General features: G+C 39.4%; 17 protein-coding genes. 5 read left to right on the top strand and 12 right to left on the bottom strand.

The features are described from left to right. Positions 1-251: 251 nt before the first annotated feature. Both B4U37_RS07560 and B4U37_RS07555 read right to left on the bottom strand, forming a co-directional pair. Positions 252-515 (bottom strand): DUF2164 domain-containing protein, encoded by a 264-nt coding sequence (locus tag B4U37_RS07560; RefSeq protein WP_245840070.1) that lies wholly within the window; start codon positions 513-515, stop codon positions 252-254. Positions 516-531: 16 nt separating this feature from the next. Then, positions 532-1359, bottom strand: coding sequence for a VanW family protein (locus B4U37_RS07555; protein ID WP_088017738.1), 828 nt, complete (start codon positions 1357-1359; stop codon positions 532-534). 185 nt (positions 1360-1544) lie between these two features. Here B4U37_RS07555 and B4U37_RS07550 point away from each other — a divergent pair, with 185 nt between their 5' ends. Together B4U37_RS07550 and splB are read left to right on the top strand one after the other, a co-directional pair. Further along, the gene (locus tag B4U37_RS07550) at positions 1545-1802 is read left to right on the top strand and encodes a transcriptional regulator SplA domain-containing protein (RefSeq protein ID WP_088017737.1); all 258 of its coding nucleotides are present in this window, start codon (positions 1545-1547) and stop codon (positions 1800-1802) included. 15 nt (positions 1803-1817) lie between these two features. Beyond that, positions 1818-2843, top strand: coding sequence for a spore photoproduct lyase (gene splB / locus B4U37_RS07545; RefSeq protein ID WP_088017736.1), 1026 nt, complete (start codon positions 1818-1820; stop codon positions 2841-2843). A 31-nt stretch (positions 2844-2874) separates the two neighbouring features. On the opposite strand, the gene B4U37_RS07540 is transcribed toward splB, so the two are convergent. The 9 genes from B4U37_RS07540 to B4U37_RS07500 all read right to left on the bottom strand — a co-directional run bounded on the left by B4U37_RS07540 (position 2875) and on the right by B4U37_RS07500 (position 9932). Then, positions 2875-3768, bottom strand: coding sequence for a type II secretion system F family protein (locus B4U37_RS07540; RefSeq protein ID WP_198317093.1), 894 nt, complete (start codon positions 3766-3768; stop codon positions 2875-2877). Positions 3769-3789: 21 nt separating this feature from the next. After that, a complete protein-coding gene (locus tag B4U37_RS07535) occupies positions 3790-4758 on the bottom strand; it encodes a type II secretion system F family protein (protein WP_088017734.1) in 969 nt (322 codons plus the stop codon). Between the two features lie 6 nt (positions 4759-4764). Beyond that, positions 4765-6120 (bottom strand): TadA family conjugal transfer-associated ATPase, encoded by a 1356-nt coding sequence (locus B4U37_RS07530; protein WP_088017733.1) that lies wholly within the window; start codon positions 6118-6120, stop codon positions 4765-4767. Continuing rightward, positions 6120-7298, bottom strand: a complete 1179-nt coding sequence (locus B4U37_RS07525) for a CpaE/TadZ family protein (protein WP_088017732.1) — start codon at positions 7296-7298, stop codon at positions 6120-6122. The genes B4U37_RS07530 and B4U37_RS07525 overlap by 1 nt, the downstream gene beginning before the upstream one ends. 3 nt (positions 7299-7301) lie before the next feature. Continuing rightward, positions 7302-7859, bottom strand: coding sequence for a Flp pilus assembly protein CpaB (gene cpaB, locus B4U37_RS07520; RefSeq protein ID WP_157663744.1), 558 nt, complete (start codon positions 7857-7859; stop codon positions 7302-7304). Positions 7860-7874: 15 nt separating this feature from the next. Continuing rightward, positions 7875-8798 (bottom strand): pilus assembly protein TadG-related protein, encoded by a 924-nt coding sequence (locus B4U37_RS07515; protein WP_088017730.1) that lies wholly within the window; start codon positions 8796-8798, stop codon positions 7875-7877. A gap of 1 nt (position 8799) precedes the next feature. Then, positions 8800-9171, bottom strand: coding sequence for a TadE/TadG family type IV pilus assembly protein (locus tag B4U37_RS07510; protein WP_088017729.1), 372 nt, complete (start codon positions 9169-9171; stop codon positions 8800-8802). Continuing rightward, positions 9168-9668, bottom strand: a complete 501-nt coding sequence (locus B4U37_RS07505) for an A24 family peptidase (protein WP_088017728.1) — start codon at positions 9666-9668, stop codon at positions 9168-9170. The genes B4U37_RS07510 and B4U37_RS07505 overlap by 4 nt, the downstream gene beginning before the upstream one ends. 84 nt (positions 9669-9752) lie before the next feature. Beyond that, positions 9753-9932: a Flp family type IVb pilin gene (locus tag B4U37_RS07500; protein WP_245840069.1), complete on the bottom strand. Its 180-nt coding sequence runs from the start codon at positions 9930-9932 to the stop codon at positions 9753-9755. Positions 9933-10156: 224 nt separating this feature from the next. Here B4U37_RS07500 and B4U37_RS07495 point away from each other — a divergent pair, with 224 nt between their 5' ends. Next, positions 10157-10537, top strand: a complete 381-nt coding sequence (locus tag B4U37_RS07495) for a DUF192 domain-containing protein (RefSeq protein WP_088017727.1) — start codon at positions 10157-10159, stop codon at positions 10535-10537. Positions 10538-10577: 40 nt separating this feature from the next. Here B4U37_RS07495 and B4U37_RS07490 read toward each other — a convergent pair whose 3' ends face one another. Beyond that, positions 10578-11633 (bottom strand): M42 family metallopeptidase, encoded by a 1056-nt coding sequence (locus B4U37_RS07490; protein WP_088017726.1) that lies wholly within the window; start codon positions 11631-11633, stop codon positions 10578-10580. A 206-nt stretch (positions 11634-11839) separates the two neighbouring features. Here B4U37_RS07490 and B4U37_RS07485 point away from each other — a divergent pair, with 206 nt between their 5' ends. Together B4U37_RS07485 and B4U37_RS07480 are read left to right on the top strand one after the other, a co-directional pair. Further along, positions 11840-12520 carry a cobalamin B12-binding domain-containing protein gene (locus tag B4U37_RS07485; RefSeq protein ID WP_010192955.1) on the top strand — a complete coding sequence of 227 codons (681 nt, stop codon included), beginning with the start codon at positions 11840-11842 and terminating at the stop codon, positions 12518-12520. Next, positions 12520-13059: a hypothetical protein gene (locus B4U37_RS07480; RefSeq protein WP_088017725.1), complete on the top strand. Its 540-nt coding sequence runs from the start codon at positions 12520-12522 to the stop codon at positions 13057-13059. Before B4U37_RS07485 ends, B4U37_RS07480 begins: the two co-directional genes overlap by 1 nt. Positions 13060-13079 lie beyond the last annotated feature (20 nt).

Here is a 13079-nt window from a genome sequence, read left to right as displayed (position 1 = left end):
TTTGAGATTTACGGGCGATTTCGGACCACTTTCGGGCGAAAATTTGAGTTTACGGGCGATTTTTCAGATTTACGGGCGAAAATAGAAAAAAACGGGCGATTCCCTTTAATTGTAAAATGTCGATAAATCATATTCGCCTCCATTCTTAGAAATCCAAAAATAAAAACAACCTCTCCGGCCCATCAGCCAAAGAAGTTGTTTCAGTAAAACCACACCATCTAATTTTGTGAAAACTCGCCAAACCTCTACCTCTACCTGTACCTTCCGCCCCCAGTAGAACGTTTTAAGGCTTCAATATCCTCTTCAACGGATCCCCATCGTTCTTCTACCAAAGCCTTTGCATCGGCAATACCCTGATTATAGTAGTACGGTCCAAGTTCTTTCATAAATATGTCCAACAGCAGGTCCGCTCCAAGTTCGCCAATTTCTTCGTCTCGTTCTTCTTCGAAATATGCCTGGATCCTGCCTATCATTTGATCTTTCATTTCTTTTGGAATAGAGATCAATTTCACCACACCCTTATGTACGTAATTAGCCGCTTTGTTCTGTTGTCTCCAAAAGAGGCTCATACATCATAATAGCATGATTTTCTGTTACATATTGGTCATCGATCTCTTTTCCCTGAAGATTCATTACTTTGCGGTGTATGATGTTATGGCGCAAATATCCTCCCCAATAAGCGGAAGTGATGTTATGGTCTTTTTCATATACCTTGTATTTAACAATTGGAAGATTGGCCGACTTCCATTCACCAACTAAGAGGTCTCCTTCCACTCTCACTTTTAATTGAAAAGCTTGATCTGTATCATTTCTCACCTGTAAGTCCAGATAATTATAGGAGCAGGTTGCACCACTACCAAAAGGTTGCGTTCTCCTAGAATCGGGAAAGACATCAAAACTGTGGCGGTATCGCTCTGTCACAGTCAGCGGTGTGTGTAATGTCATCCAATATATAAGGTTTGACAATTGACACAACCCTCCTCCTAAACCTGGCTTAAACGTACCATAGAAAAGAACCATTCCATCTACATATCCTTTGCTCTTCGTCGGTTTTCCAATCAGCTTCCAATAGGAAAAAGTTTCACCTGGTCGAATCACAATCCCATTCAGTTTCTGAACAGCAATCTTTAAATTAATAACTTTATTATGCTGATACCACATGTCCACGTTCTTTAACTTTCTAAGGGTAGGCGTTCTATGTAAAAAAACTTGATAGGGCAATTCTTCCTCTGTCGTTTCTAATGCATAGCTTTTATTTCCTGTTTTCCACTCTATCCATCTCTTTGCTATGTAAAATTGAGTTCCCAGCCAAATGCGAAGTTTCGATCTTTTTTTTGGTCGTAAATCCACATGGTTCATTGCAACACCACCTCCATTATCCCTAATAGATTAGACGAATAAAACCTTCATAAAGTTTCAATATTCAAACAAATTGTTTTACATTATTTCTCAAGGATATTTTCCCTGATTCATTCAACACTAAAGTTAGAGTTATATGGACTATAATCTACAAATAACGAAACAACTACAAGCAGGTGATTAACATGGACCCGTACCAACAAGTTCATTCTTCTTCTTTACAAGAAGGTGATGTCGTATACCTTTTTTACCGTAATCCGCACACACAGAACGTAGCCTCGATCCAGCAGGCAAGCATTATGGAAAACCCATTCGAGGAGGGGCAGCTATCTATCTTTCTCTATGATACGTATTATCCCTTATCAGACGAGTTTGTCTTTTTCACTTCATTAGAAGAAGCAGAAGCATTATATAATGATTATTTTGGTCCAACATTCGAATAAAAAGGGGGGGAATACATGAAGCCGTTTGTTCCACAACTTGTATATATTGAACCTAGAGCGCTTGATTATCCGCTAGGAGTGGAGTTAAAAAACAAATTTGAATCGATGGGTCTTGAAATTCGAGAGACGACTTCCCACAACCAAATAAGAAACCTACCTGGAGATAATGATTTTCAAAAATACAGGACAGCTAAATCCACATTAGTTGTCGGAGTAAGAAAAACATTGAAGTTTGACTCTTCCAAACCTTCCGCTGAATATGCTATACCTTTTGCAACAGGCTGTATGGGCCATTGTCATTACTGCTATTTGCAGACAACGATGGGAAGCAAACCTTATATAAGGACTTATGTGAACTTGGATGAAATCTTTGATGCTGCTGATAAATATATGCAAGAACGAGCACCTGAAATCACTAGGTTTGAAGCGTCATGTACTTCCGATATAGTAGGCATTGATCATTTGACTCACTCTTTGAAAAAAGCTATTGAATACTTTGGTAAATCTGAACATGGAATGCTTCGATTCGTGACGAAGTTCCATCATGTTGATCATTTGCTTGATGCAGATCATCGCGGGAAAACAAGGTTTCGTTTCAGTGTGAATGCAGATTATGTAATAAAGAACTTTGAGCCCGGAACATCTTCTTTGGATTTGAGAATAGAAGCTGCCGCCAAAGTCGCAGGGGCAAACTATCCACTCGGCTTTATCGTTGCACCAATCTATTTGCATGAAGGCTGGGAAGAGGGATATAAAACATTATTCCAAAAGCTTTATGATAAGCTTCCTGCACATGCGACCGAGGATCTTACCTTTGAATTAATACAACACCGATTCACTAAACCAGCCAAAAGGGTCATCCAACAAAACTATCCGATGACAAAGCTTGAGCTAGACGAAGCTAAGCGCCAGTATAAATGGGGGCGTTATGGAATTGGGAAGTATGTATATACGAAGGATGAAGCGACCGAGATAAAAGAAACTTTGTCTGAGTACATACATTCTTACTTTCCACAGGCTAGGATTGAGTATTTCACGTGAAGAAAGAGCACCTTTTCAAGGGGTGCTCTTTTTATAATCCACTTTGTATAATGTAAATGACCATCGGCCCGAGTAATACAATAAAAATGGCTGGAAACACCAGAAACATTAGCGGAAATACCATTTTGACCGGCGCTTTCATCGCATGTTCCCTCGCTGTGAAAACCCTTTGTTCACGGATCCTTGTCGTAAGCAAACTTACTGTTTTGGAGAGTCCCATCCCTAGTTGATCTGCCTGAATGAGGGAGGTTATTGCTTGTTGAAAGGAAACAATTTTTACCCTTTCCCTTAATAGCATATAAGCTTCCTTCCGGGATTTCCCTAATTTCATATCATCAAGCATCTTCATAAATTCATCAGACAGGGGTCCTTTCAGGGTTTTGGCCACTTTTTGAAAGGAGGCATCTAAGCCCATACCTGCTTCCATCGAAAGATTGAGCAAATCAAAAAAGTCTGGCATCATTTTTTCCATTTGCTTTAAACGCTTTTTAATCTTTACACTGAGCATAAAATTCGGAATGTAAAGACCGAATAAGCTAATGACACCAACCAAGAAAAAAAGAGACATTATAGAATCCGCACCAGGAGAAAAAAGGACTAGTGCACCGAAAAATAAAATAAAAGTCAGTGTTAACTGGAATAATCTAAAATCAACAGAGGTCCACCCATTTGGCCTTCCAGCTTCTTCAAGTCTTTTCTCAAGATTGATTTTTGAAGACTCCTTCATCAACTTTTTAATCATTATCCTTGCTTTTTCTTTAGTTTGCTCACTTATATCTGCTTCCTTCTTTACCTTGCCACCCTCCAATGATGTAGAACTTGGAAAAAAAGTTTCAATTCGACGTTCTAGTGCAAGAGATGAGCGAAAAACTGTCATGGAGATAGCTAAACAAATCAACGTCATGGTTGTAAAGGATAATGTCACAAAAAGTATATGTCCCACCTTCTACACCTCAATGCTTACAATTTTGTTAATAATAAACCACCCGAGCAACACTCCTGATATTGCCATAAGGATCATTATCCACCCAAGAATGTGCTGAAACATTAAATGAAAATAGTCCGGATTCACCACTTGAAGGTAGAAAGCGATCCCCACGGGTACACACATGATTACCCACATAGATAACCTTCCTTGTGCGGTAAGGGTTCTTACCTCGTCTTTTACTCTTAACCTTCCTATCATCGTCTCCTGAATGCTTTCTAAAAGGCGTGCAAGGTCACCTCCGCTTTCCCTTTGAATAAGAATGGAGGTTAGTACCATATCCAGATCGGGATTACTAAAACTGGACTTTAGCTGTTCAAATGATTCTTCTAAGGACAGGCCGAGATTAACATTCTGAATAACCTTTCCAAACTCCTTGCCTAATGGCTCTGGGGATTCCTCTGAAATCAGCTTGATTACTTGTAAAAAACTATAGCCTGCACGTAAACTATTCGCCATGATCCCAAGTGCCTGAATAAGCTGCTGGGTTGCTAATTGGTTTCGTACTTTAATTGCCCGTTTCAATAGAAAGGACCCGATAACAAGCCCTGTGATTAATGAAAAAATACTTAACAATAGAGAGGACGTAATCAAATATACTATTCCACTTAAAATAGCAGCTAATAGAAAAGTTCTTACTAGATACTCACCTGGTCCGATTTCATACCCGGCAAAGATTAATTGCTGCCTCAGGTTCTTAAATTGAAAATTTACTTCAAGTACTTTCCCCATGCCTTGGATGGCTTTACTTTGTTTTGGGGATTTTGGCTTCTTTCCCTTCCCTTCAGTTAATGTTAAAGAATTGGAAAGAATCAAATAGTTATTTAGCCTTTTCATTTCCTTTGTCTGTCTAGCAGAAATACTCATCACTAGGAGAAAGAAAAGCATAAAGAACAGTATGGAACCAATTAATGTCATCAGGATATTCAAGCTCTATCACTCCTCACTGAACCAGGATGGCTGAATTTTTATGCCTTGTGACTCAAATTTGTCAAAGAAGCTAGGACGAATTCCAGTTGATGAGAAACGTCCTTTTACTTTCCCGTCATCACTTTTACCGAGTTCTTCAAATTTGAAAAGATCTTGTAACACAATAGTCTCATTCATTACCCCTAAGACCTCGGTGATGTGTGTTATTTTTCGGCTACCATCCTTCAAACGGACCTGGTGGACAATCAAATCCAGCGCTCCGGCAATTTGTTCTCTAATTGCTCGTACAGGAAGATCGAAACCAGCCATCATAACCATGACTTCAAGGCGTAAAATAAGGTCTCGGGGGGAGTTTGCATGACCAGTGCCAAGACTCCCATCATGCCCTGTATTCATTGCCTGCAGCATATCCAGGGCCTCAGCACTTCTTACCTCTCCTACTATGATTCTATCTGGTCTCATACGCAAGGCGTTTTTCACCAGGTCCCGGATGGTCACCTCTCCCTTCCCTTCCACATTTGCAAGTCTTGCTTCAAGAGTGACAACGTGCTCTTGTGAAAGCCTGAGTTCAGCGGAATCTTCAATTGTCACAATTCGCTCATCTTCTGCTATAAAAGAGGATAATACATTTAGACAAGTTGTCTTACCAGAGCCGGTCCCGCCGCTTATCATCATGTTCAACTTTGCTTCTACGCAAGATTTCAGAAAATCAGCCATCTCATAAGAAAGTCCTTCATTTCGGAGAAGATCATGAATTTTCAAAGGATTATCAGGGAATTTACGAATGGTGAGTGTCGGCCCATTCATAGCCAGCGGCGGTATAATAGCATGAACACGCGAACCATCCGGTAAACGTGCATCCACCATCGGGACACTCTCATCTATTCGTCTTCCAATTGGTGCTACGATTCGTTCCATCACTTTTAAGACATGGGAATTATCCCTGAATGTGAAAGGAGTCTTAATTATTTTCCCCTGTTTCTCCACGTAAATCTTCGTTGGACCATTTACCATTACCTCCGTTACTGCAGGATCTTTCAAGAGGGGGGTGATGGGCCCATACCCTGTTAATTCATAAATGACATTTTGAATGGCCGCTTGCTTTTCCTCATAATTTAGAATGTCATCCCGATTGACAAAAAAATCATCACTTAATTCTGCTACTTTTCCTTCCATTTCCCTATCGTCTAGAGTCTGCTGTTTCAGTTTATCCACAAGATAGTTATGAAGGTGCATTTCAATCTCTTTGAACTGTGGGAGATAGACCGTTTTCGGAGAGATGGACGTTTTGATGGATTCTCTCCCCCCCTTAGAACCCTCTACAACATCAGTCTCGACACCAAGCCTTCGCAATAAAGACATTATTTTCTACCTCCAACTCCAACTAAAGCTTCACCGATTAAAGATGCGTGCCTCTCCAGACAAGCGTCTGCCAATTTGGTGAATCTCTTTGATAAACCTTTCTTTGGAGAATCTGCCACAAATGGAATACCTGTAGCTACAGATTTTTTGACCAGCTTTTCTTCAGAAGGAAGAACCGTTAACACATTTACTCCAAGAATTTTCTTCATATTTTCCACCTTCAATGGGTCATCTTTCTTCACCGCATTCACCACCAGCTGAGGCATCGCCTTAAGTTGCAATGATTGAAGGGTATCCATGAATAGCTTTGTATTTCTTACAGCTGGAAGGTTTCCATTTGTCAGGACGTATATTTCGTCAGATAGTTCCAATGTTTCAAGTAACAGCTCATCCACATGAGAGTGGGTATCTACAATGATAACGTCATACCATTTCTTTAATTCGAAAAATAATTCCCTAATATGCTCAGGCTTTATAATTTCGGAAAATTCAGGTCGGAGTGGCGCTGCAAGAATAGAAACATTCTCAAGATATGTCTTTGTCAAATAACCTTGGACATTCCGGTTTTTCCGGTCAAAATCTTCTTTTACCCATTCGTAGATCGTTTTCTTCGGCTTGACATCACAGAACATCGCAACATCTCCAAACTGGAGGTGCAGATCTACTAAAACGATAGATTGTTCCTTTCTTTGTAAGGAATATGCCAAATTTACCGCAAATGTAGTTTTACCCACCCCACCCTTTGTACTTGTAGCTGTAATGACTCTTCCTTCTTTCTGTGCGAAACTTGGGGCTTGTGTTTCCTGCTTTTTTAGAAAATCAATATGCCTCTTTGACTCAAGCAGTCCATTTTTAATCAGTTCAATTTCATCCTGCAAATTAATGCAATCCATCATCCCTGCCCTCATCGCAAGACGGATGTCAGCCTCTTTTAAATCCTTCCCGATTAGTATGACAAAGTTATTCGGGTCCAGCATCTTTAATTGCATGGTCAAGGAATAGAAATTGGGAGAAATAGATTTATCGATAAAAATAATTCGCTTTTCAGGAGCGTCCAATTCATTTAATAGCTCATCAATAGTTGTTAGCCCCTTGTAATTTTCATGGGTACTTAACCATTGAATCATTTCACTGATTTTCTCTTCATTCTCATTTAAAAAACCGTACCATTTTATCATCTATCATTGTCCTCCTTTCATAATAAGCTGCTTTTCATCCATTAATATATTTGCGTTTAGGGTTGAGTCATCACCCTCTGGCCTTAACATGAGATAGATGGAATGCTGGGAAGCAAAGCCTAGACTTGCACCCTGTTCTGGCGTGGCTTCAACCGTAATCATCTGATATCTTGCCCCTGTTTCCGGTTCATCCATGAAATGGCCCACAGCCAGTACTTTCACATTTTGCAACACAAATGTTCCCACTTGGGATGGGACCACTTCTTTATTGTCTTCTTTTGTGGTTTCAATATTAACAAAGATATCCACCATCGATCCCGGCTCTACATGTCCTGATACCCCTTGCACATCATTTACAGCAATAGACATGGCTCTTTTCCCTTTTTCGATCTCAAATTCAGGCACTATCTCCTCTTCCGCTTCCTCTTCTGCTGCTAAAACAACGGTGTCAGCCTGCATTGATTTCTGGTTGGTCCCTCCTGGAATATAAAAAAGATAGAAACAGATTGTACTGACTATCCCGAACATAATAGACAACAGCCAAACTTTTTTTAATGTCATGCTTCTTCCTCCCATTTAATTCACTAGTTTGATTGTGCTTATACCGAAGTTTTCCACCTCTTCGCTAAATTCACCGGAAGTGACAATATCGATGAAGTAGCCGGTTACTGATTTATTTCCGCCTATCTGTTCCACTTTTTCAATCCAAAAGGCAGCAAATCCAATAATCTCCACCTTCCCTCTACCATTTACAGAACCGAGGTCATTGACAATTGGTAGTATAGCAACCCTTGCACAACCACTTTTAGAAGTATTTAGTTGGTTACAAAGAGGTTTTGTTGCGTCCATACTTATTCTTTCTTGAAAGCCACTACGAACCTTTCCCCATTTCAAACCAGGCTCAGTTAGGACATAACTACCTGGGGTAATTTCCACTTCAATGCCATTAACTATGTTGTCCTCAAGATTTGCAGCACCTCTTCCGCCAATTGCCAGAAAACCGAAATTCCCTTGTTGAGGTCCGTTATTACCACCAGCTGGTGTAAAATGCAGAGTATGTGATTGCCCTTTTACCAATTTATCCTTTGGAATTCCGACCGGTATGACGTTGGAATGCTTTTTTATTCCTCTGGAAGTATCTAAAACTGCCTTCGATGTTGCAGCAACGTCTATTGAATTGAAACCTAACACCTTGGCAAAAGTCGTTTCTACAGGTACTGTATTATGTATCTCTACTGAGTCTGAACCTACTATGATATTGCTGGAATTTATACTAATTCCATTTAATGAGGCCAGTTCAATCGCTGCATTTACAGCGTTTATCTGACTGTTCTTTACTTGTTGCACTCCAGCTAACGCAGCGGCATCAATTGCTTTTTGGAGTTCTCCCTTTTGCAGGTACAGCCTTCCCCCGTCCACAACGAACCCTGATAGCGCAACGAGCAAAGAGAGGATAAATGCCATCATTACCATTGCGTTGCCTTTATCACTTCTTAACATTTCACTCCACCCTCATGACAGATTTTGAAGAGATTGTAAAAGAGCCTTGGAAAGATCTCAACAAAGGATTTATCATGCTTACCGGATAACTGAGGTGAATTTCTATGTTTTCACCTGAAGTTCTCGCTTCTGTTGAAATGGATACAGAAACCCTGCTCGAATCAAGACCTGTTGTCGCGTTGTTTATGGAAGCAATCACATCTGTATTCGTTTTTCCGACACTTGCCACCCTGGCACCTTCCCTTGCCGCATGCTCTAAGGCTACTGCTGAAAATAGAACTCTCCCAATATCAAACATCCCAAATAACAGAAGTAATATTAACGGTACAATAAGTGCAAATTCAACTAAAGATTGACCTTTTTGTGATCTCATAGAAGCCCCCCAAAGCAATAGAGACTCACTACTCCAAGCGCAATCGGAACTCCGTAGGGAATAGTATATTTTCCTTTCTTTTCTGGTTCGGTAAGAATAGGGAGTTTATAAAAAACAGAGAACCAAATATTCTTAATAAAGAACACAAGTCTATTTTTTTTGAAAAGAATAGCCAATGCGAAGATTCCCCCAATCAAGGCGGTATAAAGGAATGACTGAAACACAAGCTCACCGCCGATCATTGCCCCAATAGCTGCCAACAGCTTTACATCCCCAGCTCCCATTCCTCCAAGCACAAATGGGATAAACAAAAGAAAAAAACCTATCAAAAGTCCGATAGAACTGAAGTACAGCCCCTCAAGACCTGCTTGATACGTGTTGTAGATTAAACCGAATAGGATGGCAGGTATCGTAATTATGTTGAATATCTTTCTTTTTCTAAGGTCCGTTACAACGGAAATTCCTAGTACGATAAACAGAACGACGTTGATGAACATATGGCGTCCTCCTAGTGGTTATTTAAAAATAGCTCTGCTTTGATGAAGCAGAGCTTTGTAACTGGTATTAAGAATTAGGGCCGTTTAAGGTGTTTTCGTATTTGTTAGCTCCTTTGTAATATTTGTAAAAACTTCTCCAATTTTATCCCCTAATAACCCAACCGCAGCTACAACCCCCAACGCAATCAACCCAACCAACAAACCGTACTCTGTTAACCCCTGTCCTTCTTCTTCTTTAAATACACGGATCATCAAGTTTTTCATATATCATTTCCTCCAGTCGTTTGTTCTTTATTTAGAACTTAAGTTAATATTATAACGAACTGAAAATAAAGAAAACGTTCAAAAAAAGCCATTTTTGACCATTTTCTTGAGAAAATCTACCTATTTAGCTTGTATACTCCATTTCCCTAAGTAATTCGGTTTTTAAAAAGAATATAAAATTCTATATAATGAACAAAAAGACACTGTTTCTTTAGGAGGATAATATGAAAGATGCACAAATGCTTCATATAAATATAGCTGATACATTTACAAAGCGTTTCATTGGGTTAATGTTTAAACGTTCCATACATAATAAAGGCATAATGCTCTCCCCTTGTAACAGTGTTCACATGTTCTTTATGCGGTTTCCTATTGATATCATTTTCGTTAACGGAGATGGGCGAATTCTTTTAAGTATAAAAGAATTAAAGCCTTGGAGAGTATCTCCAATTGTTAAAAATAGCTCTCATGTAATAGAAATGCCATGCGGCTCGATTGAACGTTATAATCTTTATAAAGGCACAAGCATCGTCATCCCTAAAAATAAAAAAAATTTTTTTATAAGTATAAAAAATGACAAAAACAAAAATAAAAACCACCTATAGCTCCTATAAAGGACTTTAGGTGGTTTTATTTTGTTGTGAATTAGTACTCCACCATACCCGACAACAAGTAATGGTAAATCAACTTCTCTGTATTTTCTATCGAGCTTGCGTGTGTCCGCTCGAAAGCATGCGATGATTCTATCCCTGGCCCAATCAGTCCGTGGATGATATCATGACCGGAACGGATGGCAGCAGACGCGTCTGATCCGTAGTATGGATAAATATCCACTTTGTAATCCACTTCGTTTTTCTTTGCAAGTTCAACAAGATGTTTTCTTAGTCCATAATGATATGGACCGCTGGAATCTTTTACACAGATAGATACTGTGTATTCATCTGATGATTGCCCGTCTCCAAGGGCTCCCATGTCCACGGCAAGGTATTCCACAGTTTCTGGGGTGATGTTGGAGTTCCCTCCATAGCCGATTTCTTCATTATTAGATATTAAAAAGTGTGTCGTGTATGGAAGTGTAATCTTTTCAGACTGAATGAATTTGATAAGTTTTAGTAGGATCGCCACGCTTGCTTTGTCATCCAGATGTCTGGATTTTATGTAGCCGCTTTCTGTGATTTGAACCCTCGGATCGAATGATACAAAATCTCCTACTTCTATTCCAAGCGCTCTTACTTGGTCTGCATTGGTGACTTTTTCATCAATCCGAACTTCGATATTCTCATCGTTTCTAGGAGCATCTCCTGCATTTTTATAAACATGCACCGATGTCTGATGCATAAGAATGGTTCCGGAATACGCTTTACCAGAAGAAGTTTCTATTTGGCAATATTCCCCTTCAACAGAATTCCAGCGAAAACCGCCTATTGTAGTTAGCCTCAATCTTCCATTGGGTTTCACTTCTTTTACCATAGCTCCTAATGTGTCTACATGGGCTGTTAACATGCGATGCTCTTTCTCATTGGTTCCTTTAATGGAAGCAATCAAGCCGCCCTTTCGATTGCGTACTGTTTCTACCCCGCATTCACTTAAGTACTGTTCAACAAAACCAATTACTTTTTCCGTATTGCCGGAAGGGCTTGGAATAGAAACTAGTTCTTTGATTAACGAGAATGTTTCTTGTACATTTGTTTGATAAGTCATTGTGACACTTCCTTTGCTACTAATATTTACCTCTATTAAGCATAAGAGAAAATCCTTGTCTTGTATAGCCTGGTGTCAAGGTAATTTTAATCCTATAATTGGGCCACTGACAGGTAGAAAAAGACATTTCAAGGAAGAAGCATTTGATTTTACGGAAAATATAGTATACTGTTGGTAATTACTATGTTTGGAATAGGAGGGGTCAAATGAATGAAATCTCCAAGAAACTATCACAATTCCTTCTCGAAAAAAATGTGGCCTCCGGTTGGTCTTGTGTAAAAGATACTATAGATCAAGGCTACAATAGTGCGTTTATATATGACTTTATCCTTCGTGACGCCATGTACCGCATTGGTGAAATGTGGGAGGAAAATAAAATATCTGTTGCGCATGAGCATTTGGCGACAGGTACCTGTGAGTTGATTTTGACAAAATATCATTTGGAAAAATTGAATGATAGATATATAAAAGAGAATTCCCCTTCCCCACGTGCCATGTTTTTTTGTGTAGAAGGAGAAGAACATGATTTGGGATTGAAAATGGCCTCCTCCCTATTTGAAGAATATGGTTGGGATGTGTATGACCTAGGTTCGAACTTACCATTGGACTATGCAGAATATAGCCTGAAAAAATGGCAGCCAGAGGTGGTATGTATATCTGTGTCCATTAGACATCACCTTCCAAAACTTAAGGAAACAATGGAAAGACTGCAAAATATAAGCCCTGGCACCACTTTTATAGTTGGAAGCCGCTTGCATGCGGAATCTGCCTTTCGGTCATGCTGTACTGCGGAAACTCTCATTGCTAAGGATACATCCTTCCTTTTTCAATGGTTGGAAGATTATAGAAAAGAAGCCGGAATCATCAATAAAGGAGTGCTTCTTTAATGTACCGGATTCCCGTCCCATATATTAAGATGACTGAGGACTTTGAAATTATTAATGTTTCTCAGTCAGTCACCCACATCTTCTATCCAGTAACATCATTTCTAGACTTGGTAGATTGGGATAGTAAGACAAAGTTAAAACAAATAAAGACCAATCCTTCACCAGGAGTTATGGAACTTAACTTAAAAACAACAGACTCACCCACAACCTTGTTCACTGTATACTTTCATTACCAGCAAAAAGAAAAGATTATCCATTTGGTTTGTATGAATGAAACGTCTGCTTTTCAGCATGTACAGTTGGAATTTCAACAATGGCGTAAGCAGCTTGAAAATAATGATTGGAATGAAATTGTTGAGACAAACGCAGAACCTGATAATTCCATTGAATTCCAGAAAAAGCAAGCAGAAAGAAAGATCTCCACAATCAATGATCTACTTGGAATTATACAAGATGATCTATCAGAGGTTGGGAAGTTGGAATATATTAAATTAATTCAGTCTGAGTTGGAAGATATTAAAGGTCTTCTTCGTTCTTGATAAAATAGTTTAACCCCCGT

The sequence above is a fragment of the Sutcliffiella horikoshii genome (assembly GCF_002157855.1).
GTDB classification, from domain to species: Bacteria; Bacillota; Bacilli; order Bacillales; family Bacillaceae_I; genus Sutcliffiella_A; species Sutcliffiella_A horikoshii_C.
The sequence above is the reverse complement of the archived record's forward strand: the minus strand, read 5'-3'. Positions and strand labels throughout refer to the sequence as shown.

Coding starts and splice junctions, on each gene's coding strand:
- B4U37_RS07555 (WP_088017738.1), bottom strand. CDS start 1,359: ATGAACCATGTGGATTTACGACCAAAAAAAAGATCGAAACTTCGCATT.
- B4U37_RS07550 (WP_088017737.1), top strand. CDS start 1,545: ATGGACCCGTACCAACAAGTTCATTCTTCTTCTTTACAAGAAGGTGAT.
- splB (WP_088017736.1), top strand. CDS start 1,818: ATGAAGCCGTTTGTTCCACAACTTGTATATATTGAACCTAGAGCGCTT.
- B4U37_RS07530 (WP_088017733.1), bottom strand. CDS start 6,120: ATGTCTTTATTGCGAAGGCTTGGTGTCGAGACTGATGTTGTAGAGGGT.
- B4U37_RS07525 (WP_088017732.1), bottom strand. CDS start 7,298: ATGATAAAATGGTACGGTTTTTTAAATGAGAATGAAGAGAAAATCAGT.
- cpaB (WP_157663744.1), bottom strand. CDS start 7,859: ATGACATTAAAAAAAGTTTGGCTGTTGTCTATTATGTTCGGGATAGTC.
- B4U37_RS07515 (WP_088017730.1), bottom strand. CDS start 8,798: ATGTTAAGAAGTGATAAAGGCAACGCAATGGTAATGATGGCATTTATC.
- B4U37_RS07510 (WP_088017729.1), bottom strand. CDS start 9,171: ATGAGATCACAAAAAGGTCAATCTTTAGTTGAATTTGCACTTATTGTA.
- B4U37_RS07505 (WP_088017728.1), bottom strand. CDS start 9,668: ATGTTCATCAACGTCGTTCTGTTTATCGTACTAGGAATTTCCGTTGTA.
- B4U37_RS07500 (WP_245840069.1), bottom strand. CDS start 9,932: ATGAAAAACTTGATGATCCGTGTATTTAAAGAAGAAGAAGGACAGGGG.
- B4U37_RS07495 (WP_088017727.1), top strand. CDS start 10,157: ATGAAAGATGCACAAATGCTTCATATAAATATAGCTGATACATTTACA.
- B4U37_RS07490 (WP_088017726.1), bottom strand. CDS start 11,633: ATGACTTATCAAACAAATGTACAAGAAACATTCTCGTTAATCAAAGAA.
- B4U37_RS07485 (WP_010192955.1), top strand. CDS start 11,840: ATGAATGAAATCTCCAAGAAACTATCACAATTCCTTCTCGAAAAAAAT.
- B4U37_RS07480 (WP_088017725.1), top strand. CDS start 12,520: ATGTACCGGATTCCCGTCCCATATATTAAGATGACTGAGGACTTTGAA.